Source organism: Streptomyces sp. NBC_01460 (assembly GCF_036227405.1).
In the GTDB taxonomy this organism is placed as follows: Bacteria; Actinomycetota; Actinomycetes; order Streptomycetales; family Streptomycetaceae; genus Streptomyces.
This window is the reverse complement of record NZ_CP109473.1, coordinates 3630903-3655355: the sequence shown is the minus strand read 5'-3', so window position 1 is coordinate 3655355 and position 24453 is coordinate 3630903. Positions and strand designations below refer to the sequence as shown.

24 protein-coding genes and 1 tRNA gene are annotated in these 24453 nt (G+C 70.3%); 18 read left to right on the top strand and 7 right to left on the bottom strand.

Translation table 11 applies throughout. The features are described from left to right. Positions 1-102 precede the first annotated feature (102 nt). Entirely contained in the window at positions 103-816 is a 714-nt protein-coding gene (locus OG488_RS16160) for a GOLPH3/VPS74 family protein (protein ID WP_329229917.1), read from the bottom strand. A gap of 195 nt (positions 817-1011) precedes the next feature. Here OG488_RS16160 and OG488_RS16155 point away from each other — a divergent pair, with 195 nt between their 5' ends. The 3 genes from OG488_RS16155 (at position 1012) to OG488_RS16145 (ending at position 6785) form a co-directional block, all read left to right on the top strand. Continuing rightward, positions 1012-3705, top strand: coding sequence for a D-alanyl-D-alanine carboxypeptidase (locus OG488_RS16155; RefSeq protein WP_329229916.1), 2694 nt, complete (start codon positions 1012-1014; stop codon positions 3703-3705). A gap of 248 nt (positions 3706-3953) precedes the next feature. Next, positions 3954-5816, top strand: a complete 1863-nt coding sequence (locus OG488_RS16150) for an MFS transporter (protein WP_329229914.1) — start codon at positions 3954-3956, stop codon at positions 5814-5816. A 48-nt stretch (positions 5817-5864) separates the two neighbouring features. Continuing rightward, positions 5865-6785, top strand: a complete 921-nt coding sequence (locus OG488_RS16145; RefSeq protein WP_329229912.1) for an adhesin — start codon at positions 5865-5867, stop codon at positions 6783-6785. 39 nt (positions 6786-6824) lie between these two features. On the opposite strand, the gene OG488_RS16140 is transcribed toward OG488_RS16145, so the two are convergent. After that, positions 6825-7574: an ATP-grasp domain-containing protein gene (locus OG488_RS16140; protein ID WP_329229910.1), complete on the bottom strand. Its 750-nt coding sequence runs from the start codon at positions 7572-7574 to the stop codon at positions 6825-6827. Positions 7575-7659: 85 nt separating this feature from the next. Between OG488_RS16140 and OG488_RS16135 the strand changes: the two genes are divergently transcribed. Beyond that, complete coding sequence (locus tag OG488_RS16135) at positions 7660-8526, top strand: aminoglycoside phosphotransferase family protein (protein ID WP_329229908.1); 867 nt, start codon at positions 7660-7662, stop codon at positions 8524-8526. A 514-nt stretch (positions 8527-9040) separates the two neighbouring features. Continuing rightward, positions 9041-9430: an FKBP-type peptidyl-prolyl cis-trans isomerase gene (locus tag OG488_RS16130; RefSeq protein ID WP_329229906.1), complete on the top strand. Its 390-nt coding sequence runs from the start codon at positions 9041-9043 to the stop codon at positions 9428-9430. Positions 9431-9497: 67 nt separating this feature from the next. Here the strand turns inward: OG488_RS16130 and OG488_RS16125 are convergent, their stop codons facing one another. After that, positions 9498-9758, bottom strand: coding sequence for a cold shock domain-containing protein (locus OG488_RS16125; RefSeq protein ID WP_329229904.1), 261 nt, complete (start codon positions 9756-9758; stop codon positions 9498-9500). A 453-nt stretch (positions 9759-10211) separates the two neighbouring features. Then, the gene (locus tag OG488_RS16120; protein WP_329229902.1) at positions 10212-11684 is read right to left on the bottom strand and encodes an MFS transporter; all 1473 of its coding nucleotides are present in this window, start codon (positions 11682-11684) and stop codon (positions 10212-10214) included. Between the two features lie 148 nt (positions 11685-11832). Between OG488_RS16120 and OG488_RS16115 the strand changes: the two genes are divergently transcribed. Next, positions 11833-12399 carry a TetR/AcrR family transcriptional regulator gene (locus tag OG488_RS16115; RefSeq protein ID WP_329229900.1) on the top strand — a complete coding sequence of 189 codons (567 nt, stop codon included), beginning with the start codon at positions 11833-11835 and terminating at the stop codon, positions 12397-12399. Positions 12400-14118: 1719 nt separating this feature from the next. Here OG488_RS16115 and OG488_RS16110 read toward each other — a convergent pair. Together OG488_RS16110 and OG488_RS16105 are read right to left on the bottom strand one after the other, a co-directional pair. Then, the gene (locus tag OG488_RS16110; protein ID WP_329229898.1) at positions 14119-14784 is read right to left on the bottom strand and encodes a YdcF family protein; all 666 of its coding nucleotides are present in this window, start codon (positions 14782-14784) and stop codon (positions 14119-14121) included. Beyond that, positions 14784-15575 carry a GntR family transcriptional regulator gene (locus OG488_RS16105; protein ID WP_329229896.1) on the bottom strand — a complete coding sequence of 264 codons (792 nt, stop codon included), beginning with the start codon at positions 15573-15575 and terminating at the stop codon, positions 14784-14786. The genes OG488_RS16110 and OG488_RS16105 overlap by 1 nt, the downstream gene beginning before the upstream one ends. A 160-nt stretch (positions 15576-15735) precedes the next feature. On the opposite strand from OG488_RS16105, the gene OG488_RS16100 reads away from it, so the two are divergent. From OG488_RS16100 to OG488_RS16055, 10 genes are all read left to right on the top strand, one after another. Further along, a complete protein-coding gene (locus OG488_RS16100) occupies positions 15736-16065 on the top strand; it encodes an SCO3933 family regulatory protein (protein WP_250287356.1) in 330 nt (109 codons plus the stop codon). Between the two features lie 2 nt (positions 16066-16067). After that, complete coding sequence (locus OG488_RS16095) at positions 16068-17414, top strand: FtsK/SpoIIIE domain-containing protein (protein WP_329229894.1); 1347 nt, start codon at positions 16068-16070, stop codon at positions 17412-17414. Positions 17415-17448: 34 nt separating this feature from the next. Beyond that, positions 17449-18117, top strand: coding sequence for a DUF2637 domain-containing protein (locus OG488_RS16090; protein ID WP_329229893.1), 669 nt, complete (start codon positions 17449-17451; stop codon positions 18115-18117). Between the two features lie 20 nt (positions 18118-18137). After that, complete coding sequence (locus OG488_RS16085; protein WP_033249557.1) at positions 18138-18326, top strand: mobile element transfer protein; 189 nt, start codon at positions 18138-18140, stop codon at positions 18324-18326. Positions 18327-18338: 12 nt separating this feature from the next. Then, entirely contained in the window at positions 18339-18680 is a 342-nt protein-coding gene (locus OG488_RS16080) for a SpdD protein (protein ID WP_329229891.1), read from the top strand. Positions 18681-18771: 91 nt separating this feature from the next. Then, on the top strand, positions 18772-18954 hold the full coding sequence (locus tag OG488_RS16075; RefSeq protein WP_329229890.1) for a hypothetical protein: 183 nt from the start codon (positions 18772-18774) through the stop codon (positions 18952-18954). 5 nt (positions 18955-18959) lie between these two features. Then, complete coding sequence (locus OG488_RS16070) at positions 18960-19127, top strand: hypothetical protein (RefSeq protein WP_186819177.1); 168 nt, start codon at positions 18960-18962, stop codon at positions 19125-19127. Beyond that, positions 19124-20530 carry a replication initiator protein RepSA gene (gene repSA, locus OG488_RS16065; RefSeq protein ID WP_329229888.1) on the top strand — a complete coding sequence of 469 codons (1407 nt, stop codon included), beginning with the start codon at positions 19124-19126 and terminating at the stop codon, positions 20528-20530. The genes OG488_RS16070 and repSA overlap by 4 nt, the downstream gene beginning before the upstream one ends. Positions 20531-20532: 2 nt before the next feature. Further along, positions 20533-20742 carry an excisionase family DNA-binding protein gene (locus OG488_RS16060; protein ID WP_329229886.1) on the top strand — a complete coding sequence of 70 codons (210 nt, stop codon included), beginning with the start codon at positions 20533-20535 and terminating at the stop codon, positions 20740-20742. Then, positions 20742-21869 carry a tyrosine-type recombinase/integrase gene (locus tag OG488_RS16055; RefSeq protein WP_329229884.1) on the top strand — a complete coding sequence of 376 codons (1128 nt, stop codon included), beginning with the start codon at positions 20742-20744 and terminating at the stop codon, positions 21867-21869. The genes OG488_RS16060 and OG488_RS16055 overlap by 1 nt, the downstream gene beginning before the upstream one ends. Positions 21870-21950: 81 nt before the next feature. Here OG488_RS16055 and OG488_RS16050 read toward each other — a convergent pair. After that, positions 21951-22023, bottom strand: a tRNA-Arg gene (locus OG488_RS16050). A gap of 243 nt (positions 22024-22266) precedes the next feature. On the opposite strand from OG488_RS16050, the gene OG488_RS16045 reads away from it, so the two are divergent. Both OG488_RS16045 and OG488_RS16040 read left to right on the top strand, forming a co-directional pair. After that, complete coding sequence (locus OG488_RS16045) at positions 22267-22467, top strand: hypothetical protein (RefSeq protein WP_329229882.1); 201 nt, start codon at positions 22267-22269, stop codon at positions 22465-22467. A 164-nt stretch (positions 22468-22631) separates the two neighbouring features. After that, a complete protein-coding gene (locus OG488_RS16040) occupies positions 22632-24356 on the top strand; it encodes a class I adenylate-forming enzyme family protein (RefSeq protein WP_329229880.1) in 1725 nt (574 codons plus the stop codon). Positions 24357-24453 lie beyond the last annotated feature (97 nt).

Here is a 24453-nt window from a genome sequence, read left to right as displayed (position 1 = left end):
GATCCGGCTGCCCCGCGCCTGGTGCGGCTCCCGAACCGGGTCATGGGGACATCGGTGCGGCGGTATTCGGTACTCCGCGCAAGTGTCCGCGCGGTCGTGCTGTCAGTGGACGGAGGTGTGCGCCATGCCGCCGCGGTGCGCTTGCGGCTGCAACGGCACGCTCGCCGTCTGCTGATTGCGGCGTGGCTGGACGGCCACGCCGTTCTGGACGTCCATCACGGCATGCGCCACGAGACCGCCCATCGGGTCGTGTCTGATCAGGTCCCGGAGCCGGGAGCGCGATGAGCGCCCCTCGTTCCCGGGGTACAGGTGCTTGCCGAGTCCGACCGCGTGGGCCAGTGCGGCGAGCGCCGCGGTCCGCGGGTCCGGCGGTACGCCGGTGCGGATCGCACTGTCCAGCCGGGTTCTGATGTCCCGGCTGATCGCCGTGTCCGTCGCCTGGTAGCGAGTCGTCGGCAGCACTCCGCACATCTGGCCCGCCACGGCATGAACCATGCCGCACCGCTCCAGATGAGCGAGGTAGATCTGGCGAAGTCCCAGTCGGGGCCCGCCGATCCAGTGGACCGCCCGAACCGGACTGCCACGACGGCGCAGCAGCTCCAGTGCGGAGTCCAGAGTCGGATCTCCTGTCGGCCGTGGCATCACCACGGCGATACGATCCCCGTCAGGGGCTATCCGTCCTGCCAGAGCCAGCTCCACTAGCTGTGCCCCGGCCAGGCCGAGGTCGAGCGACTGCGGCTGCGCTGTGGTACCCGTGGTCGGGTCCAGAGCGAGCAGCAGAAGCTCCTCCGGAATTGTTCTGCGGCTCCTGCCCATCCATGCCTCCCCGCGTGGATGAGTGACAGGGTGACCCCTCTCACATTGGTCTGTCGAGGGTGCCTGGGTGCTTTGTGAGGGAACCGTTAGGTATGTCGTTCTCGTCTAGCGGCTCGGCCAGGGGTTCACACAGGACACTGGTGAATGGTTCGGACAGTGCGGGCGTGACCCCGCGGCGCATCAAGGAGGTAATCGGTGGCGGGCGAGTCCCCCGACAAGTCGGAGCAGCGGAAGTCGTCGGGGACGACTGGGGAACGCGATCCGCGTCTCGCCGTGTTCCGTGAACCCGGCGCCGGGTCCGACGGGAGTCCGGCGGGCGGTACGGCCGGCCCCGAGACGGACAGCAGGACGGCGGTGTTCCGCCTCCCGGCCTCCGGCAAGACCGGCGCGGCCGAGGGGGCAGTGGCCCCCGCCGAGGGCACGGAGGGCCCTGAGGGGGCCTCTGAGCCCCGCGAGGGCGCCGACGGGACCCCGGACGCGCAGGACGTGGCCGGGGCGGCCAGGAAGGCGCCTGAGGCGTCCGTGGACGCGGACGAGGCCTCCGGGGGTGCTGACGAAGCCTCCGCGGACGCGGACGAGGCTTCTGGGGCCGGGTCCGGGGCGGAGTCGGACGACGAGTCCGGGGCCCGGACGGAACCTGCGGCCGACGCCGAGGGTGACGGCGACGCACAGTCCGAGGCCGACGCCGAGGACGGGACCGGTCCTGCCGAGGACAAGACCCCTCCGGAAACCGCGGCCGACACCGGATCCTCCGATGCCGCGTCGACGCCCACCGATGCCCGGCTCCGCGCCGCCGTCGCGGCGTGGGTGGCGACCGATGCAGACGAGGAAGCCGCAGCTCGTAGCGGTGCTTCCGAGGGCGAGAACGAGAACGGGAACAAGGGCGAGGCCGAGAGCGAGGACGGATCGGCCGACAGCGCCGACGCCACGTCCGTCGCCGAGGCGAAGGCGGCGGACGCCGACGCCGAAACGCCGGCGGACAGCGACGGCGGTGCTCGGTCCGCCGATGCCGATGCCGATGCCGGTGCTGACTCGGACACCGAGGTCTCGGCGGAGAGCGACGCCGACGCCGAGCCTGACGCAGAGCCCGAGAACGGCGCAGAGACCGAGGCCGGCGCAGAGACCGGGTCCGAACCCGACGCCGAGACCTCCACCGACACCGAGACCTCTGCCGAGGCTCCGGCTGTCAGCGCCTCCGAGGACGCGCCCCGCGTCCCGAGGACCCGCAAGGAGGCGACCCCGGCCGAGGACGCGGAACCCGTGTCCGACGGGCGAGGAATCGATCATCCGACCGCCGTCTTCAAGGCGCTGCGGACGGATCAGGTCGACCAGCCGACGACCGCGCTGAAGCTTCCTCGGAAGGCGACGGAGGCTCCCCGGAAGCCCGCGTCCTGGGCCGCCAAGGCCTCCGGCGCCTCTGAGGCGCCTGCCGAGGCCCCCGCCGAGCGGACCAGCAAGTTCGTGCCGCTGCGCTCGGACGACGTACGCCCCGCCGCCGTGGTCGGCCCCACCATCACCCCGGACGTCGCGGCGGGCCCCGGCACCCCCGCGAGCCCCGGGGCCGGCCTGACCGAGGCCGAGCGGACCAGGCAGCAGCCCATGCCGCCGAAGCCCCCGCTCGACCTGCTGGCCGAGCTCACGAACACCCCGCCGCCCCGGGAGACCCCGGTGCGCACGGCGGTCCGCCGGGTCAAGATCTGGACGCCGCTGGTCCTGCTCGCCCTGATCGTCTTTGCGATCGCGCAGGCGGTGCGCCCGCTTCCCGACCCCGCGCTGACGCTGTCCGCCTCTCCGACGTACACCTTCGGCGGCGAGAAGCTGGACATGCCGTGGCCGGCGGAGGGCCAGGGCGCCGTGGAGGTCGAGGGCGTCGGCGCCATCGGCTCGTACGGCAAGGAGAAGTCCGCGCCGATCGCGAGCATGGCGAAGGTGATGACCGCCTACGTGATCCTGCAGGGGCACCCGATCACCGGCGAGCAGACCGGTGACCAGATCGAGGTCGACAAGCAGGCCGGTGACGAGGCGAGTCTCGAGGACGAGTCGCGGGTGGCGATCAAGGAGGGGGACAAGTACACCGAGCGCCAGATGCTCGAGATGCTGATGATCCCTTCGGGCAACAACGTGGCCCGGCTGCTGGCCCGCTGGGACGCCGGCACGGAGAAGGCGTTCATCGAGAAGATGAACGCGGCGGCCGAGGACCTCGGCATGACCAACTCGACGTACACGGACCCGAGTGGCCTCAAGTCCTCCACGATGTCCACGCCCGCCGACCAGATCGCGCTGGGCAAGGCGGTCATGCAGAACGACGTCTTCCGGAAGATCGTGAACCTCCCGCAGGCCGACATCCCGGGTGTCGGCAGGATCTACAACAACAACTACATCCTGCTGGAACCCGGTGTCAGCGGTATCAAGACCGGTTCGTCGACCCCGGCGGGCGGCAACCTGCTCTGGACGGCCGAGACCGTTGTCGACGGCAAGAGCCGCCGCATCATCGGTGCCGTCATGGGGGCGAACCTCGAAGGCACGCTCGACGCGAAGCTGGAGCGCGCCCGGCAGAACAGCCTCAAGCTGATCAGGGCCGCGCAGAAGGGCGTCGATTCCGCCACCGTCGTCAAGAAGGGCCAGGTCGTCGGATACGTCGACAACGGTCTGGGCGGACAGACCCCGGTGGTCGCCACGAAGGACCTGAAGGCGGTCGGCTGGGGCGGGCTGGAGGTCGACCTCAAGATGACCGACGGCGGCAAGGCGCCGGCGCACCAGGCCGCGGCGGGCACCGTCGTCGGCGAGGTCACGGTCGGCACCGGCACGGGCAAGGTCTCGGTCCCCGTCGCCCTGCAGGGCGAGATGACGGAGCCGACCTTCGGCGACAAGCTCACCCGCATCACCTGAGCGGACCGGCTCCGCGTCTCCCTCGCGGGACGCGGAGCCGCCCGCCTCGCGGGAGCGCGCCGGGCCGCCGGCCGACGGGCCCGGGTCGCGGAGGCATCGGCGGCCGATGGACCGGCGCGGAGAAAACGCCGCGTGCTAGCGTCCCGAGGCAACGGTCGGGCGCCGGGACGCGTCCCTCCATGTACGGATGAGGCCCGTGCAGTACATCGACGGTTCGGCAGGCCCGGGCAAGGACGGGGAGAGTCGCAGTGACCACCGCTGAGCCGACACGGGCGAACGACAGCCCGCCCGCGCCGACCGCCGCGAGCCCGACCCCCGCGAGTCCGGGAGCCACGAGCCCGGCCGTCCGGATCCCGGCCCAGTCCGTCGGGGACAGCGACGGTGCGGACGGTTCGATACGGAGCCGCCTCCTCCGCCACCCGGTCCTGCTGACGACCGCGATCGCCGCGGCCGTGCACCTGCTCTGGTTCTTCTTCTTCGCGAACAGCGGCGGTGACATCGCCGCCCAGGACGCCTGGGCCGAGTTCGTCGGCCGCCACCCCGGCACCGCGTACAACCTCGCCTGGTACGGGGGCATGCACCCCGTCTCGTACAGCGTGGTGTCGCCCTATCTGATGTCCGTGCTCGGCGTGCGTACGACGATGATGATCGTCGGCACGGTGTCCTCGGCGCTCACCGCCCTGATCCTGGTGCGGGTCCCCGCCGTCCGTAACCCTCTGGCGTGCGCGCTCGCCGGAGTCTTCGCGTACCTGTGCAACGCCCTGTCCGGACGGGTGACGTTCGGGCTCGGCATGATGTTCGCGCTCGGCGCCGTCGCCGCCGTCTTCTGCTGGCCGCACCGCTGGCGGTACAAGCGGTGGGCGAAGGCCGTCGTCGCGGCGCCGCTGGCCGGTCTCGCGACGGCGGGCAGCCCGGTCGCGGGGCTCTTCCTCGGCGTGGTCGCCGCGGCCCTGTTCCTGAACAAACGGCGCCCCGGGGCGTACGCGCTCGGCCTGGCACCCGTCGTGGTGGTGGTCCTCTCCGCGTGGCTCTTCCCCTTCTCGGGTACGCAGCCGATGGCGCTCGGGACCCTGTCGCTGCCGTTCCTGTACGCCGTCTTCGTCTTCTTCCTGGTGCCCGGCGACTGGCACACCGTGCGCACGGCCGCCGCGGTCTACGGGGCGGGGACGCTGCTGACGTACGTGGTGGACTCGCAGATCGGCTCGAACGTGTCGCGCATGGCGATGCTGTTCGCCGGCGTCGTCCTGCTGGCCGCGCTGCCGTACACGGCGCCGCGCACCCGCCGCTGGTACGCCCTGGTCATCGTCTTCGCGGGCCTGAACTTCTGGATCGGCTTCAAAGGGGTCGACGACATCGTGCGGACCGCCCCCACCGCGTCCTGGACGCGTGAGCTGGCGCCGCTGGTCAACCAGCTCCAGACGGCCGGCGCGGAGAAGGGCCGGGTCGAGGTGGTCCCCGCCAGCAGCCACCGGGAGGCCTCGGCGCTCGCCCCGTACGTGAACCTGGCCCGCGGCTGGAACCGGCAGGCCGACATGAAGCGCAACCCGCTCTTCTACGACGACACGCTCGACCCCGTGAACTACCGCGCGTGGCTGGACCGCTGGGCCGTGCACTACGTGGTGCTGCCGACCGGGGAGCCGGACTCCGGGGGCGAGCAGGAGGCGGCGCTCGTCGAGAAGGGGCAGCCCTACCTGAAGGCGGTCTGGAGCGACGCCAACTGGAAGCTCTTCCGGGTCCTGGCCCCCGTGCCGCTCGCCGATCCGCCCGCGACCGTGGAGCACGCCGGCGACGACAAGCTGACGATCCGCGTGCGGTCGGCGGGCCGGGTCCTGATCCGGATCCCGTACTCCCGCTGGCTCGCCGTCGTGGACGACGAGGGCAAGAGCGTGGAGCGTCCGCAGGAGACGGAGGCCTCCAAGAAGCGCTCCGAGGCGGACGGGGACGCCCCCAAGGACTACACCAACGCCCATGGCTGCCTGATCAAGGTGGACGAGGACGGGGACGGCGACGAGTGGACCGAGCTCCTCGCCCCGCGGGCGGGTGTCTACCGCCTCGCGGCCCCGTACCAGCTGCAGCCGGGCACGCCGTGTCCTGAGGAACTGCGCCAATAGTGCGGGAACTCTCCCTCCGGGCGGGCAGCACTGGCAAGGTGTCCTGCCATGAAGTGCCAACATTGCGGCGGCGAACGCATCGGCCCGCTGCCGGGCATGGCCTGCCCCGGGTGCGGTTCCGCGGAGCGCGCCCCCCGCGGTAGCGGGTCCTGGATCGCCCACGAGACGCTGACGGGCCGGGTCTCCACGCTGCCCCGGCGGCGGAAGGTCCTGCTGGCGGCGGGGGTGGCGGTGGCCGTGGGCGGTCTCGCCACCGCGGTCTCCCTGCTCGCGGCGGGGGCCGGAGGCACGCGTCCGGAGGCCACGGGCCGGGCCGGCGCCGTACCGGCACCGATCGGCGGCGGGGCACCCACCCGGATCGGGTCCGAGGACGGCGAGCCGGCCGGTGGGAGCACCCCGGGACCGGAGCCTGAACCGGCAACCGGACCGGAGCCGGAGCCTTCCGCCGACACCGGCCGCTACCGCTTCTCCGCGTGGGCCGGGCCAGGCTGTACGACCGGCGTGTACATGGAGAACGGACGCTTCGAGAACGGCGACGCGGGCTGGTACACCGTCGAGTCGGGCGGCTTCGCGGGCGGTTCGTGCGACGGCCGGTTCAGTGCCGTCCCGATGTCGGGGAGCCCGGGTCAGGACCGGGGGAGCAACGCCGTCTGGTCCTGGCACCTCGGTGACGGATTCAGCGAGTGCGCGCTGACGGTCTTCGTCCCCCGAAGCGTCCGCGACCGGGACGTGGCGGGAGACCCCACCGTCTACCGGGTCCTCTCCGACCCGCGGAACGCGGACTCCGCCTACACGGGCTTCGCCGTGGACCAGCCCGAGCACCGGGGGACCGCCGTCGACGTACGCACCTATCCGGTCAAGGGGGACACCTTCGCCGTGCAGATGGTCGACCGGGGCCGGGACTGGGGCGACGCGGAGCTGGTGGGCGCGCACCACGCGGCGGCGCAGCTGAAGGCCTCCTGCCGCTGACCTGCCCGCCCTGGGACCCCGGTCACACCCACCCGCCGGTCACCGGACGAAGGGGCTGTCCCGTTCCGTCAGGTGTGCGGCGGGGCCGGCGGCCCTGAGCACCACGTCCAGGGCGCGGTCCGGGTCGGAGGCGTAACAACCGCTGGCCCATGCCGCGTTGGCCTCGACGACCGCCCAGCGCCCCGTGTCCGTGACTCCCACGTCGACGACGATCGCGGACGGCAGGGTGTGCCCGACGGCGTCGAGCAGCTCCGTGCCGAACGCCCGCGCATCGGCGGACAGGGGAGCCAGGCGCAGCTGCCCCGACGCCGCGTACCGGCTGCCGGTGTGCACCCGGCCGTCGAGCACGTACAGCCGGTACTCCGCCTCGAAGACGACGATCTCGCTCACCAGCACCACGGTGTCCGGATCGACCGCGTCCGGCCCGGGCAGCCGCGACCCGTCCGTGTAGACCAGGGCCGGAACGCCCTTGTCGTTCGGCGACTTCACGAAGACCGGACGGCGGAGCCCGTACGCCTCACGGAGGGGCACGGCACGGATCTCGCGCCCGAGGAACGCGACGGGCAGCCGGGCCAGCCAGTCGGCGGGAGCTTCGAGCGGTGCGACACCCAGGGCGGGGGCCACGGCGTCGGCGAAGGACGGACCGGCGTGCAGATACGCGTCCCCGTCGCGCAGCTCCCCGGGCACGTCCGGAGCCGTGAGCTGCACGGTTTCCAGACCCCGTCGCCGGGCGGTGTCGCGGAGGGACCGGGCGGACGCGGTGAGACGGGGCGGGAGTACGAGGGGCATGGTTCCGGATCCTGCCGCAGTGGGGACGCGGGTCCCACCGGATTTCGGTCGACAGCGCGGGCCGGGGTCGGCTTGCATGGGCCGGATGCACAGCAACGGAACGACGACCGACATCGCGCTCGTACGGCGGCTGCTCACCGCTCAGTTCCCCGTCTGGGCGGAGCTTCCCCTCGAACCCGTCGGCTCCCACGGAACGGTCAACACCGTCTACCGGCTGGGGGCGGACCTGGCCGTGCGGATGCCTCGCGTCGAGGGCGGTTCCGAGGACGTGGCGACGGAGCACCGCTGGCTGCCCCGTCTCGCAGCACACCTCCCTGCCGCCGTCCCCCTCCCGGTGGCCGAGGGCGTGCCCGGCGAGGGGTACCCCTGGTCCTGGTCGGTGTGCCGCTGGATCGACGGTGACAATCCGGGCCCCGGCTCGGGCGGCCCCGAATTCGCCTCCGACGTGGCGGAGTTCGTCCTCGCACTGCGCCGCGTCGACACCACCGACGGGCCGCCCGCCTACCGGGGAGAGCCGCTCGCCGCACGGGACACGGCCACCCGCGATGCCCTGGACGAGCTGCACGGCGTCGTCGACACCGAGGCCTCGGCAGCCGTCTGGTCCGACGCCCTGTGCGTCCCCGGTCCCCGGGCGACCGTCTGGGTCCACGGGGACCTCCAGCCCGGCAACGTCCTGGTCGCCGACGGCCGGCTCGGCGGGGTCATCGACTTCGGTTGCATGGGCCTGGCCGACCCGGCGGTCGACCTGATCGCGGCCTGGTACCTGCTGCCGTCCGGGCCGAGGCGGGTCTTCCGCACGAGGGTCGGCGCGGACGCGGCCGAGTGGGCCCGGGGCCGCGGCTGGGCGCTGTCGATCGCGCTCATGGAGCTCTCGTCCTACCGGACGACGAACCCGGTGATGGCGGCGACGGCCCGACACGTGATCGGGGAGATCCTGGCGGACGCCCATTGAGCCGCCCGGCGCCCGGGCCGGACTCCGGCGCCCGGAGCAGCGACGGCGCCGGAGCGTACTCCTCGACGTACTTCCCGCTTCCCGGTGCGGCAGACGGGGACGATCGGCCGGGGAGCATCGACACGCGAGGTCACGCAGACGTACTCACCGCCCAACTGCCACTCAGGCACGATGCCGTTGTCAGTGCCTGCCTCTAGGGTCTCAAGCACGCGCGGTCGGCTTCCGGGGGCTCCAGCTCTGAAAAGAATGGTTGCATCCCCGGCCTGTCCGGGGGCGGCCCGGAGAATCGTCCGGGACCTAACCGACGGTCGGGCTTCGTCGATGGCCAGCGGATGACCTGCCAGAGCCGACCGCGCACCAACTTCGCCTCTTGGCGCCCGCGGGGGTGTGGCCGCGGCACGGGGCGGACCTCGGAGCAGGGGCACTGCCGATAGCGTGATCGTCCTGCCGCATGGAAGGTCCATGTGTCCGGCCGGCCCGCGCGAGGGTTCCGGTGGCGAGCGAAGGGACCGTGATGAGCGAACTGGAGAAGCCCGGAGTCGAGGTTCCGGAGGGTGATGCGCCCACGGAGCTGACGATCCGGGACCTCGTGGTCGGGGACGGGCCCGAGGCGCAGCCGGGCAGGGTCGTCCAGGTTCACTACGTAGGGGTCACGTTCGCGTCCGGAAGGGAGTTCGACTCCTCCTGGGAGCGGGGCCGGCCGTTCAAGTTCGCCGTGGGCGGCGGCAAGGTCATCAAGGGCTGGGACCGCGGAGTGAGGGGGATGAAGGCCGGCGGCCGACGAGAGATCATCGTTCCCCCGCGTCTCGGATACGGCAAGCAGTCCCCCTCCTCGTTGATCCCGGCGGGCTCGACACTGATCTTCGTCGTCGACCTGCTCACGGTTGTGGGCGGGCCCACCTGACGTGCATGCCGAAGGCCCCGGACCACGGCGAGGCGGGGCATTCTCGCTTCTTCCTCTTCAGCGGAGGTCAGACAGGCCTGGGGACGATGCTCACCGCGCGGTAGTCGTACCCGTCCTGCTTGAAGCCGGGTGCCTCCCAGACGAGATCGACCTGCTGTCCCGGTGACAGTGTGCGAAAGCCGGGCGCCTGGATGTCGGCGTAGTGACCGAAGCACCCTCCAGGAGTCTCAGGCGAGTCGAGGACACCCCAACCTTCCTCGTCGCGCCACTCACGCACCGTTGCTGTCACGGCTGCGGCGACGGTACGGGTCTTCTTGCGGCGGCTCATCGTCGCTCCCTTCGTCCATCGTCAAGATCACACAGGGCCTGAATCGCTCAGATTGGCACGGTCCTCCGTGGGAAGCGAAGTGACGCCGGCGGGGCCAGGCGTACGGCGAAGGCCATTGAGGAACGTTCCTGGGTGGCCTTCCCTGCTGCCCCGGCGGGATTCGAATCTGCGACAGCCGCTTCTGGCGCGAGGCGTGGCGAGTTGGCGGCTGTCCTGCGGGGAAGCCGACTCCGGCTGCTGCTGGCTGTGGTCCCTGCCGCCGCATTAGCAAACCTTTCTGGCAGCGGTGTCACCGTGGGTTCAGATCCCACACCCACCGCAGGTGACGGCCCCTGACCAGGTGATTCGGTCGGGAGCCGTCCTTGTGGGCGCTGTCCATCGATCACGTGGTTCCCTGTCGGTCACCGCTCGATCGGTCACGGGAGGGGCACGGGCACCTTCCGATCCGTAGTTCTAGTTCGAACTGCCCACGGACGCCTTACCCGAGGCGACGATCGCATCTTGTTCGGTGGCACGACGCGGCACCGCGAAGCCCTCTGCGGGCTTCGACCTGGCGAGCCACAGGCCGGTGAACACGGCAGTGGCCGAGGCGACGGCGCCGGCGGCGAGGAAGGCGCTGTTGAGGCCGCTCTCGAGGGAGGCGCCGCCCGATTGCCGACTGCGGACGACGGCTCCGAGTACCGCCACGCCGAGCACCGCGCCGATCTGCCGGGTGGTGCTGCTGATGCCTGAAGCGAGGCCGCCCTCCTGCGGGCTGACCGCTTGGATGGCGGCGCCCGTCAGCGGGGACATGGTCAGGGCGAAGCCGATGCCGGCGAGTCCCAGCCGCCACCACACGTTCCCGTAGCCGGTGTCGGCGTGGACCATGCCCAGCCCCAGCAGTCCCAGGCCGGCCAGGGCCAGGCCGGCGGTGACCACGATCCGGAAGCCGTACCGGGCGGCGAGCCGCCCCGCGTACGGGCTGACGATCACCATGGCGAGGGAGAGCGGCAAGGTCTGGAGGCCGGCGCGCAGGATCGAGCTGCCCTGGACGTACACGAAGAACTGGGAGAAGAAGAACGACGAACCCATGAGCGCGAACCCCACCACAGTCATGGCCGTGTTGGAGACGGTGAACAGGCGTTGCCGGAACAGGCCCAGGGGCAGCATCGGTGCGGAGCGACGCGATTCGACGGCGATGAAGGCGGCGAGGAGGATCACCGCAGCGGTGAAGCTGCCCAGGATGACCGGTGAGCTCCAGCCGCGGGCACCGCCCTCGATCAGCCCGTAGGTCGCTACCCCCACCGCCAGCACGGACAGCACAGTGCCCGGGACGTCGATCGCGGGGGCGCTCGGATTGCGGGACTCGCCGAGATGACGCAGGCCGACCACGAGCAGGACCGCCCCGATGGGCAGATTCACCAGGAAAATGGCGGGCCAGCCGAAGGCGTCCGTCAGCACGCCGCCGGCCACGGGGCCCGCGGCCAGACCGATTCCGCTGAATCCGGCCCACATCCCGATGGCCTTCATTCGTTCCTGCGGCACGGGATGGGCGGCGGCGAGCAGGGCGAGCGAGGCAGGGGCCAGCGCCGCGGCCCCGATGCCCTGCAGCACCCGGCCGGCGATCAGCCAGCCGACCGAGGGCGCGAGGCTGCAGACCAGTGACGCGGCGGTGAACACCGCGACGCCGGTCAGGTACACCCGCTTGCGACCGAACCGGTCGGCGAAGACACCGCCGGACAGCAGCAGCATGGCGACCAGGAGTACGTACGCGTCGACGATCCATTGCAGACCGGTCAGTTGAGTGTGCAGCCGGTGCTGCATATCGGGCAGCGCCGCTCCAACGATCGTGTTGTCGAGCAGGACCATGAATTGGCCCAGGCAGGTCACCGTGAGCAGCACGGCCCGGTTTGATCGACTGCCCACGGTCGCATGTGATGCAGACATCGGATCCCCCTCAGTCGTTGGTAGTGCCTCACCACGGTCGACGCGGGTGGCGATAGCCCCACACCGTAAAGCAGTCCGTGGCTGCGTTAGGTGACCATAGGGCGCATCGGCCACAAACGCAAGCATCAGCTGCGTTAAGGTGGATGGTATGAACGAGCGACAGCAGACCCGGCGGCCCGGCGGGCGCAGCGCCCGAGTCGGCGCGCAGGTGCACCAGGCCGTCACCGACCTGATCAGCGAGCGTGGCTACGGGAACTTCACCGTCGGTGAGGTCGCGGCCCGCGCGGGCGTGGCCGACAGCAGCATCTACCGCCGGTGGGGCAGCCTGGAAACCCTGCTCACCGACGTGGCCCTCACACGCCTCAACGCGCAGTCACCGATGCCCGACACCGGGAGCGTGGCCGGCGACCTGCGCGCCTACGCGGCCCAAGTGGCCCGCGAGATCACCGGACCCGATGGGCCCGCGGTGCTGCATCTGGCCGTGGCCCTGTCCAGCACCGGTCAGCAGGGCCTGCAGGCCGGCGACATCCTCCGCACCGAACGCATGCGGCAACTGCAGTCCATGCTCGATCGCGCCCGCGACCGGGGCGAAGCCGCACCCGACGCGCTCGATGTCCTGGACCACATCCTGGCCCCGATGTACATCCGCGTCCTGTTCGGCATCGTCCCGCTCGCCCCTGAGTACATCGACGGGCTGGTCGACCGGTTGCTGTGACGACAACCCCACTGGGCACGTGGAGAGGGATATGGACCGCACACACGCGCGCCAGCTGTGGATGTCAGAAGGGCACCACCTCCGGAAATCCGGAGGTGGTGCCCTTCTGAACTTGTGCCCCCGGCAGGATTCGAACCTGCGACACCCGCTTTAGGAGCGAGGTGGGGCGAGTTGGGCTGTGACCTGCGGGTTATCCACTTCGGTATCTGTCCGCTGTCGTTCCCGCCAGCAGCCGCAGTTCCCCGTGAGTCCCCGCCCTATCTGGCGCGGTTGTGGCACGGGCAACGCCGTTGGGCTCAGCTCGGCGCTGCTCCTCCCGCGTAGCCAACCATCAGGTCTGCGATGACATCGAGGGTCTTTGACGCCCAACTCTTCATCGTGCTTTTGGTTGTGCTCATGCGGTCTCCCTCCGAGTTGGTCTCTTCGATTGCGGAGCCAGATAGAACGGCTGCCACGTACTTGAGTCCTACGGCGGCGGAGAGGAACAGGACGAGACTCGGCAGAGCCGAGCTCAACCCAACGGCGTTACAGCGTCAAAGTACACCGCTGCTCCAACTGGTGCGGCGGTAAAGGGTCATACCGCCGGACCACTTTGGAAGACCTCGTACGTGGGCCTGGTGTGACCTGGCGAAACGGTGACCTGCGAGTTTCGGCCCTTTCAGCCTGGTTCCCCGTCGCGTGCCTCTCTGACGGGCACGCGACGGGCATGCTGCGAGGCTAGAGATGGTCCAGCAGTACGACGGCGACACCCGTCAGTGCTGTGATGAGGCTGGCCCAGGCCGAGACCAGCAGCGCCGTGTGGGGGTTCTTGGGGCCCTCATCCGGTCTCATTGCTGTATTATTCTGTGCACTGGTTAGTGCATTAGGTTGGCAGCGTGCCCCGTCTGGGACGGGATCGTGCTCTGACACGACGTACTCCTAGTTGCTCAAATATCGAGTGCCCCGTACGGCGAACGTTGTCTAGGCAGACGCCATACGGGGCTTCGGTGTGTGCGGATTTTAGCAGGCGTGATACCTCAAGTGATCCGATCCCTTGAGGAGTTGCGACCACACTCGGTGGTTCTGAGCGGAGACCGTAGCAACGGTTGCGCTCTGACCCAATGCAGTCAGCTGCGGGCCGTCCACTTCCAGCAACGAAGCGCTTGGCCTGAGACTCACTGAGGCTCACTCAGACCTATGCAGGCTCGTGCTGGCACACGTATTGAGGTTGGCTCGAAAGATGCGGGCACGCCCGTTCGTTGAGCAGCGCACTGGGGTGTCCTCCTCAACCCACCACTTACCCCGGCTCCCATCCCGTCCGCCTTCGACCCACACACCGTGGAGCGGTCGTGGTTCAGGGCGTCAAGGTGGAGCGCGCCACTGTACGAACGACCTTGACGCCCTGGGCCGCGACTGCTCGGCTCTGCCTGGGTCGAAGGTGGTCGGGATGGGAGCCACCACGACGCTCACCACGAATCCGCCGGCACCCGCGAACGGCGCCCCTCCCATCCCGGAGTCTGAGCGCCCCCGCCGGAGGCATCATCTTGAAGCCGCGGGCTTGGTTCTCGTCTCATGCCCTACGGGCCTATCCACTGCGGGCGCGCGTCGGCGGCGGCAGCGCCGAGCGGGCCGAAGGCAGGAGCGCGGGCGCAGCCAGAGCCGGGAAGCGCGCCCGGCGGAGCGGAGCGCAGCCGGGTGCCTTGATGAGGTAGAGAAACCTGTAACAGCTCTCGGCGGCGGTCAAGCAGAATGCGAATCGTTCGGCAGGAGGCGGCTGGTGAAACCGGCTTGGCGGAGTCGCTGATACGCCTCGGCTACGTCGGCAGGTACGGGCTGGCGGATCATGAATCCCTGATCCGGATAGATCATCAGACGCTGTAGTGCGCCCGTAAGCATGTCGATCACCAGACGTGCGTCACCGATGAAGTCGACGTACTCGTCCAGAGTCATAGGTGTCGAAGCGCTGACGATCTCCACCTCGGGCCACAGCTTGCGGGCAGTGGCGTATGCCCGCCGCTCCTCGTACGGCTTACTGATCAGCAGGACAGAAGCCACCTCGACGCCCCCCTCCTCCAGCACCTCCCGCGAGAAACGGATGTTCTCACCCGTGTTGCGCGCCTTCGGCTCCACAAGAACCGCGGAGCTGGGCACACCCAATTCGATTGCCCGCTCCCGGTAGTGGACGGCCTCCCCGCGAGGCATCCGTTCTCGGGTCGTGGGGCTCGTGGCTCCGGAAAAGAGCAGGAGCGGCACCAATCCCCGCTGATACAGGTCTGCCGAGGTGTCCGCCACTCCCAGATCATGGCTGCCGAGCCCGATGGCAACGGAGCAGGGCTGAAGGGCATGGCCCATCTGGTGGTAGTCCCAAATGCGCCGAGCGTCGGCCCAGTCCTGTGCAGAGATCACTACGAGCCTTCCTTGTCCCTCGCGGAATCAGGCACCTTGAAGTCGTATTCCCAGGCGAAACGTGATGCCGCGTGCACCCCGATGGCGAACTCCACCACCGTGCCATCGGCTGTGAACGTCGTCCGGTGCAGTTCAACAACTGGCTCTCCGGGCGGCAGCTGGAGAAGCCTCAACTCGTCAGGGGTCGCGGCCCGAGCGAAGATCCGCTCTCTCATGTGATCGATCTCGTAACCGGCGTCGTAGAGCACGCGAAACCCTCCACCCCGGCCGGCAGGCCCGGGAGTCGGGTCAACGATGCGGGTCCCCTCGACATGTTCGGGCCGGTAATAGCTCGTCAAGGTGTGGGTGGGCTGCTCGCCTTCCTTCACAAGCCGCGCCCGCGCGTACACCTCAGCACCTTCGGGCAGGCCGTGAGCTGCCGATACAGCGGGGGGAGCCTCCACACGGCTGACAGTCTGCGTCTGCTCGTTCCGGCGGTAGGCACGTCCACTCGCCACACGGTCCGCGATGAACGCCACTTCGTCGCCATCGCGCCACTTGGCCTTGTCATATCGAGCAATACCGAGTCGCTTGAGAGGAACTTGCTGGCGTACGACTGTGCCGTGACCGCGGGATGAAGTGACCAGACCCTCTGCTTCAAGAGCCTTGTAGGCGGCGTGGACGGTGGACTTTGAACCCTCGCCCGCCTCTACAAGCTCCCGGATGTGCGGAAGCTGCGCGCCCGGAGCGTAGTCACCGCCCCTGATCTGTTCGGCCAGCTTGTCTGCTAGCTCTCGCCACTTGGGCGCCATCCCGAACCCCTCTCGTCGAAACCAAGTCAAACACAGTCCCAGGACTGTTGACAGTCCCAGGACTGCGGGCCATCATCTTGCCTAGCGGTTCGCAGTCCCAGGACAGCGGGCCCTGAGGGTCCTTATTTGGGCTGCTCCACATCAATCCAGGGAGTATCAGATGCCGTCGTTCAAGATCGATGTTTCGACCGCTGTCGTGTTCGTTGCGACGCCTCCGACGCCGAAGCTCGTGAGCAAGCAGACCGGCGAGATCGCGATGGACCGGGAGACCGGTGCCCCGCTCGCGACGGTCGGTCTGCTGATCTCGGATGACGGGGAGGGCAACCTCTACCAGGTGACGGTGCCGAGCACGGGGGTCCCGGAGAACCTGACCCCGGGAACGCCGGTCACGGTCATCGGCCTCAAGGCCCGTGACTGGGAGAACACGTTCAACGGGCAGACCCGGCACGGGATCAGCTTCCGCGCGGTGGCCATCACGGCGGGTGCCTGATCATGTCGGACCTGACCACGGTGTTCGAGGTGGCGGGGGCCTTATCGGCTGCCGGTGGGCTCGGCTATGCGAAGGTGCGCGCTCCTCGCGTGTTCTGGTCGCTGGCCGGTCTGCCGGTCGCCCGGGTCCGCTTCACCGCCACGTACCGCTCCACGATGGATGTGTGCGGACTGACGGTCCAGCCGTCCCGTCTGCGGGCGTTCATGGTCCGCAACGTGGCCCGCCGCCCCGACGTCCAGCCGGTCCCTCCGAAGGTTCGCCGGGTCCGCGGCTCCTCCACCGGCATGCGGGTCACCCTCCGTCTCCCCGCCGGTCTGGAGCCCGCCGACGTGGCAGCCGCTTCGGAACGGCTCCGGCATGCCTGGGGCGTCCACTCGGTGCACGTCGTGGAGACCAAGCCCGGTTTCGTCGAACTCCGCATGACCGGCTATGACGTGCTGCGGCGGGTGAAGATGCCGCGCCGCTTGCCTCGCAAGGCCACTGCGGGGCCGTTGGTGGTGCCGGTGGCGCTGCGGGAGGACGGGACCGCGTTCGTCCGCGACTACCAGAAGATCCCGCACAGCCTGACCCTGGGCGCGAACCAGTCGGGCAAGTCGATGTTTCAGCGCAACCTGATCACCGGCCTCGCGAAGCTCCCGGTCGGCCTGGTCGGCATCGACTGCAAGCGCGGGGTTGAACACCGCGGATACGCACCCCGCCTCTCCGCCCTCGCCGTCACCCCGGACGAAGCCTCACAACTCCTCGAAGCCCTGGTCCAGGAGATGGAGGACCGCTTCGACACCCTGAGCGCCCACGGCGTCTCGGACCTCTGGGGCCTGCCGGCCGAAGCGCGACCGGTGCCGTTGGTGGTGCTGGTGGACGAGGTGGCCGAACTCTTCCTCGTCGCCGTGAAGAAGGACGAGGAACGCCGGGACCGCATGGTCATGCACCTGGTGCGCCTCGCACAGATGGCCCGGGCGGTCGGGATCTATCTGGAGATCTGCGGGCAGCGCTTCGGCTCCGAACTCGGCAAGGGCGCCACCATGCTCCGTGCCCAGCTCACCGGCCGCGTCGTCCACCGCGTCAACGACAAGCAGACCGCCGACATGGGCCTTGGCGACATCGCCCCCGATGCCGTCTTCGCCGTGACCACGATTGCGCCGGACCGTCCCGGTGTGGCCGTTGCGGGCGACTCCTCGGGCGGCTGGTCCCGCATCCGCACCCCCGAACTGTCCGCCGCCGACGCCGTGGCCATATGCCGTGAATACGCGCACCTGACGCCCGACGTCCCGGCCCTCGCCCCGTTCCGCCCGGTCGTCCGCACCGCCCCCGGCTCGGCTTCGCCGCTGGGCGCCCCGGTCACCGCGTAGCACCGCACTTCTCCCCCGGAAAGGAGGTGCCCTGATGTCCCGCAGCATCCGCCTGGACGCCGTGCTCGTCCAGGCCGTCATTGCCGGTGCGCTGTCCTTCGCCCACCTGCATGACCTTGCCGAAGCGGCCGGGCAGGACGGCTGGAAAGCCTGGGCCTACCCGATCAGCGTGGACCTGCTCCTCGTCGCCGCCTGGCGTCGCATGCGCACCCACTCCGACAACCGTGCCGCCTGGGTCTGGTTCGTCATCGCCTTGGCCGCGTCGCTCGGCGCGAACATCGCCACCGCCGGGCTCCTCGACCTCGAAGAGGTGCCCGCCTGGCTCCGCATCCTCGTCGCAGGGTGGCCTGCCCTCGCCTTCCTCGGCGGAACCCTCCTCGCCCACGCCCCCACCACAACAGAGCCCACGGCCCCGGACACTGCACCGCTGGCCGCTCCAGAACCCGAAGAAGCCCCGGGCCTCACCGTGGAACGGGCCCCCGACCCGGCCCCGGAACTTCTGCCGGCACCCGCCCCTGTGCCCAAGCCTGCCCCGGTGTCCGCACCGACTGTGGCTGTTCCTCCGGCCCTGCTCGATCACGCACAGAAGGTCGCCGACACGCATCACGCGACGACCGGCGGGCGGATCGACTCAGCCACCCTCCGCGCTCGCCTCAACGTTCCCGCACCGCTCGCTGACGCCATCACCGCCCAACTCGCTTGAGCAGAAGAGGAGGTACCGCCATGCCGCGCCCGAACCGCTTCACCAACGTGATCCGCATAGGCCCCGTACAGGTCGGCACGCACTACGACGGCCGAGGCCGCACCAAGCACACCGCCGCCTGTACGGCTCCCGGCTGCAACTTCTCCGCCGACTACCACGGCCGTCCCGCCGCCGAACTCGCCGCCCGCACCCACCGCTGCAACCCCTGAGAGGAGAAACCCATGTTCACCCCGAAGTACCCGGCCCCGGACACCGCGCCCACCGCAGACACGTCCCTCGTCCGGCCCCTCACCGGCCTCGTGCACCCCCCGGCCTGCGACTGCCACCACACACCGACCAGCCCGGCCCCCGCGCACGTGTCCGCTCCGGTCCCGGCGGGTCGGCCCTCGGTGCAGTTCACCCCCGGCGCCCTGGTCGTCGCCGCCGCGGGCGGGACCGCTCTGGTCCTCGTGGTGGGAACGGTCCTGGTCTCGATGCTCCTCGCGGTCGCCATCACCGCCGCGTCCGTCGCGATCTGCGCCGTCGTCCTGCGCTCGCTCCTGAACCACCAGCACAACCGCTGACAGCCCCCGGGGCGGCCTCAACCGCCAAGTTTCCGCCGCCCCGGGCGCCCAACCCAATCCAGATCCAACGGACCCGAAAGGGAGCTCCATCATGCCCCAGCACACCCGCCCCCGGCCGATCTGCGCCCACTGCGACGGCTTCCCCACCGTGGCCGTCACCACCGGCCAGACCACCCCCACCGGGCACCGGCACACCATCACCGCAGCCTGCCCCGCCTGCCACGGCACCGGCCACACCCTCCCCGCCCGCTCCCGCACCCGCGTCGGGGTGTGAGCCCCATGGCCCTCCTGGACTGGAGCGACAAGAAGCACTTCGACCCCACCGGCGACAAGCCCTGCGTGCTCTGCGACAAGCCCACCCCGCTGCGCTCCGACCGGGGCAAGCCCGTCCACAAGGTGTGCGCCGAGGACTGGATCGACAACCACCCGCCCAAGGAGAACCAGTGACGGACACCGCCACTGCGGCGGGCCTGGACCCGGCCACCCTCGCCGATGTGCTGAGGGTGGCCGGGTCCACCGGCTTCGACCGTTGGGAAGAGCAGATCCGCCGCACCCAAGGGTGCGCACAGCCCATCCACCTCACCGGCGCCACCAAGACCACCGACCGGGCAACCGGGACCCTCCTGCACCACTACACGACCGACACCGAGCCCGGGGGCCGGTTACGGATTGCCTGCGGCAACCGCCGTGCCTCCCGCTGCCCTGCCTGCGCCTGGACCTACGCGGGCGACACGTACCACCTCATCCGGGCAGGGCTCACCGGAGATCCGGACAAGGGCACCCCGCACACCATCCGCAACCACCCGCGGGTCTTCGCCACCCTCACCGCCCCCTCGTTCGGCCCGGTCCACAACCGGCCCGGAAACCGGCCCTGCCGCTGCGGCACCCACCACCCCGAAACGGCTGCGGAGCTCGGCACCCCGCTCGACCCAGCCACCTACGACTACGCCGGAGCAGTGCTGTGGAACAACCACGCCTCCGATCTCTGGCGCTACTTCACGATCTACCTGCGCCGCGAGATCGCCCGCCGAGCTGGCCTCACCCAGAAAGCCGCCCGGGAACAGTCCCGGCTGTCCTTCGGGAAGGTCGCTGAGTATCAGAAGCGCGGAGCGGTTCACTTCCACGCGGTGATCCGCTTCGACGGTCCGGACGGGCCGGACTCGCCGCCCCCGGCCTGGGCCACCCTCGATCTGCTCGACGACGCCATCCGCGCGGCTGCCGCCCGGGTCGAAGTCACTGTGCCGGCCAATCCGGCTGCCGGGATTGTCAACGAGTGGGTGCTTCGTTGGGGCACGCAGCTCGACGTCCAGCCCATTGGCGCCTTCGGTAACGGTGAAGACCTCACCGAACAGGCCGTTGCCTCCTACGTCGCCAAGTACGCCACCAAAGCAGCCGAGACCACCGGCACTGTGGACCACCGCATCGGCAACAAAGAAGCCCTGATCCTCCTCGGCGTACCGGACCACCCTCGGCGGCTGATCGAAGCGTGCCTCGACCTCCACCACGCCTACCCGGACCGCAAGCTCCGCGACTGGGCCCACATGCTCGGCTTCCGCGGCCACTTCTCCACCAAGTCGCGCCGGTACTCCACCACCCTCGGGGCCCTTCGACAGGTCCGCGCCGACTACCGCGCCGCACAGCAGCGAGAAGCCCTCGGCCTGCCCGATCCGGACGACCACCCCGAAGCCACCACGCTCACCCTCGCGCACTGGGCCTACGCCGGCCACGGCCACACCCCCGGCGAATCCTGGCTCGCCGCCAACATTCATCGCGACATCCAACACAACCGCGACACCGCCCGCGAACACCGCGCCGAACTCCAAGCGCTCGACACCACAGGGGAGTGGTGAGCATGGAACGACTGCTCAGCGTTGACCAGGTCGCCGAACTCCTCGGCACGACCGTCCGGTTCCCCCGGCGGCTGATCGAGGAACGCCGGATCACCTTCGTCAAGGTCGGTCGACACGTCCGCATCCCCGAGACGGCCGTAGCGGCCTTTGTCACGGCCAACACGGTGGAGCCTTTGACGATCCGGCGAGCCGGACTCCGGAGGGCTGCCTGATGGCCAACAAGAAGGGCATTCGTCGGCGCTTCGGCTCCGTTCGGCAGCTGCGGTCTGGTCGTTGGCAGGCTCGATATCGTGACCCTGCGACGGGGCAGCTCCGCAGTGCCGAGCAGACCTACGCGACCAAGACAGACGCAGACGTCGCGCTGACCCACATCGAGGCGGACATCTCGCGTGGCCAGTGGGAAGACCCGGACAAGGGCGTCGTCCCTTTCGCCGCGTACGCCGATGCCTGGCTTCGGGACCGCAAGCTCGCCGACCGCAGCAGGGAACGGAACGAGGCAGTCATCCGGCTGCACATCACGCCGACGTTCGGATCCGGATCTCTGGCCGATGTGACCACGTCCCGCGTCCGGGCCTGGCGCGGAAAGCTGCTCGCGGCTGGAGTGGGGGAGCCGACCGTCGTCAAGGCTTATCAGGTCCTCCGAGCGATCATGAACACGGCGGTTGATGACGAACTGATCCGTCGTAACCCCTGCCGGGTCAAGGGCGCAGACCGCTACGACGTGCCCGAGCGGCCTGTGTTGACCGTGGCTGAGGTGTACGCCGCTGCCGACGCCATCGCTCCCCGGTACCGGCTGCTCGTCTTGCTCGCCGCGTTCACCACGCTGCGCTTCGGTGAGCTGGCCTCTCTACGCCGCCGCGACATCGATACCGCCGGGCGCGTGGTCCTGGTGCAGCGCGCTCAGGCCGAGATGCAGAACGGCAAGCTCTTCGACAAGGCTCCGAAGTCGGCGGCCGGCGTCCGCCCCGTCGCCTTCCCGGACGAAATCCTGCCCGACGTCATCGAGCACCTGGAGCGCTACGCGGGTGCCGGTCGCGACGGCCACATCTTCCTCGGCCCCCAGGGCGGACAGCTGCGGCGCAGCAACTTCCGGGACGACTGGATCAAGGCGCGTAAGGCCGCGGGCATCTCTGCGGACGTCCACTTCCACGATCTGCGGCACACGGGGAACAACCTCGTCGCTGCGACGGCGAGCACGCGTGAGCTGATGACGCGCATGGGCCACAGCACGGCGCGTGCGGCACTGATCTATCAGCACATGACAGCCGACCGGGACCGCGCGATCGCCGATCGGCTGGGGGCGATGATCCGTAAGCAGCAGGGAGACGCCGGGACGTAGTGGCACGTCTGTGGCACGAGCGTGCTCATGCGAAAGGGCCAGTTCGAGAGGATCAAGCCTCCGAACTGGCCCTTTGTGCTGTGCCCCCGGCAGGATTCGAACCTGCGACACCCGCTTTAGGAGAGCGGTGCTCTATCCCCTGAGCTACGAAGGCGGGGTCTGCCGATAAGCGTGTCCCCGAGCCCCGCCCGGGTGGGCGACGGGCAGCAGGTCGGCTTGCCGACAGGTGCGTGGCGGTCCGGCTGGTGAGGTCCGGGCCACCGCCGACAGTGTAGCGGGTGGGGCGGTGGACGCACGGTCGCGGTGGTGTCACGCCCCGCCGGTTCAGTGACGGCGGCCGGAGGCCGCCTCCCCCACGTCGTCGAACGTCCGGCGCGCCTGCTCGACGCGCGCCAGGTTGTCCACCCAGCTGGCGAGGTGGGCGAAGAGCGGCGCCAGGCCGCGCCGAGTTCGTGCCTTCGTCGACGGGACGCCGGACGTCCTGGGTCTGCCCCTTCCCGCCGGACAGCGGGTCAGCCCGGACATCGAGAAGGTCCTGGGACACCCCGCCGCCCCCTTCGCCGCCTGGGCGGAGCGTGTTCTGCCCGCGTTCCGGTAGGAGCGGCCGTCCCCTCACGGCCGGGGGCCGAGCCCGGACGGGCTGCCGCCACCGGCCGTCGCCGGGGCCGTCCCCCGGCCGGGCGGAGCTGGTTGACGGGGGCACGGTGCGGGCATAGCGTCGCCGGGCCGCTGAGTCAGTCCGCAGTAACTGAGAGGCCGTTCGTGCCGCATGCCGACCGCAGCAGTTCTCCGTCGTCCGCCCCCGCCGACGATCCGGCCGCCCGCATCGAGGCGTCGCTGACCGGGCCCGGGGCCCCGTTCGCCGTCGAGCGCGCGGAGCACGGACCGCTCGTCTACGCGCACGGCCCGCGCACCCTGCGGGAGTTCGTCGAGGCCACCTGGGCGTTCGGGGACGAGCCTTTCCTGATCGCGGGTGAACGGGTCTGCTCGTACGGTGAGTTCTTCGCCGCGGCGTCGTCGCTGGCCCGGCGGCTCACCGAGACGTACGGGCTGCGCCCCGGTGACCGGGCCGTCGTGGCGATGCGCAACCACCCCGAGTGGCAGGTCGCCTTCTGGGCGGCGCAGCTGGCCGGTCTCGTCGCCGTACCGCTCAACGCCTGGTGGACCGAGGGGGAGTTCTGCCACGCCCTCGACGACTGCGAGCCGAAGGTGCTGCTGGTCGACGGGGAGCAACTGCCCAAGACCGCGGCCTGGGGCGTGAGGGCCGGGGCGCGCTTCGTCGTCTTCCACCACGGGGGAGAGGTGCCGGAGGGGGCCGAGCGGTACGCCGATCTGCCGGAGCCCGATCCGGCGGCCCCACCGCCCGACGTGGAGGTCCGGCCCGAGGACGACGCCACGATCATCTACACCTCGGGCACCACCGGGCGGCCCAAGGGCGCCGTGGCCACCCACCTCGCGCAGGCGGGCGCGGCCCTCAACCCGCGTTACCAGGCGGCCGCCTCGGCGCTCGGCCGCGGGGTCATCCCGGGGCAGGGGGCGCCGCCGATCACTCTGATGACGTTCCCGTTCTTCCACGTCGCGGCGTTCACCAGCCTCTACGCGGCCATGGCGGTGGGCGGCACCCTCGTCCTGATGCCCAAATGGGACGCCGACGATGCCCTGCGGTTGATCCGCAGCCACGGGGTCACCGTGTTCGCGGGCGTTCCGGCCACGGCGCTCCAGCTGCTCGCGGCGGCGGACCGCGCGGGAGACGGTCTGGACGGTCTGAGGATGCTGAACACGGGCGGCGCGGCGGCTCCGCCCGATCTGGTCGCGCGGCTCACCGCCCGGCACGGGGAGCGGATCGAGCCGCGCAACGGCTACGGCCTGACGGAGACCAGCGGCGGGGTGCTGGCCAACTTCGGAGCCGCCTACCGGGCGCACCCGGATTCCGTCGGCACCCCGACGCCGGTCACCGAGGTGCGGATCGCGGGTCCCGCTGGGGAGGCGCTGCCCGACGGTGAGGCCGGCGAGCTGTGGCTGCGCGGCCAGTCCCTGGTCCGCGGATACTGGCGCGACGAGGCGGCCACCGCTGCGGCGTTCACCGAGGGCTGGTTCCGTACGGGGGATCTCGCGGTCCGCCGGGACGGGCGGGTGGCGGTCGTCGACCGGATCAAGGACATGGTGATCCGGGGCGGTGAGAACGTGTACTGCGTGGAGGTCGAGGCCGCTCTGCACGACCATCCCGACGTCGAGGACGCGGCCGTGCTCGGCGTTCCGCATCCGGTGCTCGGTGAGGAGGTCGCGGCGGTCGTCCGGCTGCGCCGGGGTGCCACCGTCACGGCGGACGCGCTGCGCGCACACGTCGGCCGGAGTCTGGCCGCGTTCAAGGTGCCGGCCCATGTGCTGGTGACGCCGGATCCGCTGCCGCGGAACGCCACGGGGAAGGTCCTGAAGAGGGAGCTGCGCGGGGTGGTACAAGGCCACGCGGGCGCGGGCGAGGACTGAGCGGGGTGGTCAGGAGGCACGCGGGCGGGGGCTGAGCGGGGTGGTCCAGGGGCACGCGGGCGGGGGCTGAGCGGTGGTCCCGGAGCACGCGGGCACG

Coding starts and splice junctions, on each gene's coding strand:
- OG488_RS16160 (WP_329229917.1), bottom strand. CDS start 816: ATGGGCAGGAGCCGCAGAACAATTCCGGAGGAGCTTCTGCTGCTCGCT.
- OG488_RS16145 (WP_329229912.1), top strand. CDS start 5,865: ATGAAGTGCCAACATTGCGGCGGCGAACGCATCGGCCCGCTGCCGGGC.
- OG488_RS16140 (WP_329229910.1), bottom strand. CDS start 7,574: ATGCCCCTCGTACTCCCGCCCCGTCTCACCGCGTCCGCCCGGTCCCTC.
- OG488_RS16135 (WP_329229908.1), top strand. CDS start 7,660: ATGCACAGCAACGGAACGACGACCGACATCGCGCTCGTACGGCGGCTG.
- OG488_RS16130 (WP_329229906.1), top strand. CDS start 9,041: ATGAGCGAACTGGAGAAGCCCGGAGTCGAGGTTCCGGAGGGTGATGCG.
- OG488_RS16125 (WP_329229904.1), bottom strand. CDS start 9,758: ATGAGCCGCCGCAAGAAGACCCGTACCGTCGCCGCAGCCGTGACAGCA.
- OG488_RS16120 (WP_329229902.1), bottom strand. CDS start 11,684: ATGTCTGCATCACATGCGACCGTGGGCAGTCGATCAAACCGGGCCGTG.
- OG488_RS16115 (WP_329229900.1), top strand. CDS start 11,833: ATGAACGAGCGACAGCAGACCCGGCGGCCCGGCGGGCGCAGCGCCCGA.
- OG488_RS16105 (WP_329229896.1), bottom strand. CDS start 15,575: ATGGCGCCCAAGTGGCGAGAGCTAGCAGACAAGCTGGCCGAACAGATC.
- OG488_RS16100 (WP_250287356.1), top strand. CDS start 15,736: ATGCCGTCGTTCAAGATCGATGTTTCGACCGCTGTCGTGTTCGTTGCG.
- OG488_RS16095 (WP_329229894.1), top strand. CDS start 16,068: ATGTCGGACCTGACCACGGTGTTCGAGGTGGCGGGGGCCTTATCGGCT.
- OG488_RS16090 (WP_329229893.1), top strand. CDS start 17,449: ATGTCCCGCAGCATCCGCCTGGACGCCGTGCTCGTCCAGGCCGTCATT.
- OG488_RS16085 (WP_033249557.1), top strand. CDS start 18,138: ATGCCGCGCCCGAACCGCTTCACCAACGTGATCCGCATAGGCCCCGTA.
- OG488_RS16080 (WP_329229891.1), top strand. CDS start 18,339: ATGTTCACCCCGAAGTACCCGGCCCCGGACACCGCGCCCACCGCAGAC.
- OG488_RS16075 (WP_329229890.1), top strand. CDS start 18,772: ATGCCCCAGCACACCCGCCCCCGGCCGATCTGCGCCCACTGCGACGGC.
- OG488_RS16070 (WP_186819177.1), top strand. CDS start 18,960: ATGGCCCTCCTGGACTGGAGCGACAAGAAGCACTTCGACCCCACCGGC.
- OG488_RS16060 (WP_329229886.1), top strand. CDS start 20,533: ATGGAACGACTGCTCAGCGTTGACCAGGTCGCCGAACTCCTCGGCACG.
- OG488_RS16055 (WP_329229884.1), top strand. CDS start 20,742: ATGGCCAACAAGAAGGGCATTCGTCGGCGCTTCGGCTCCGTTCGGCAG.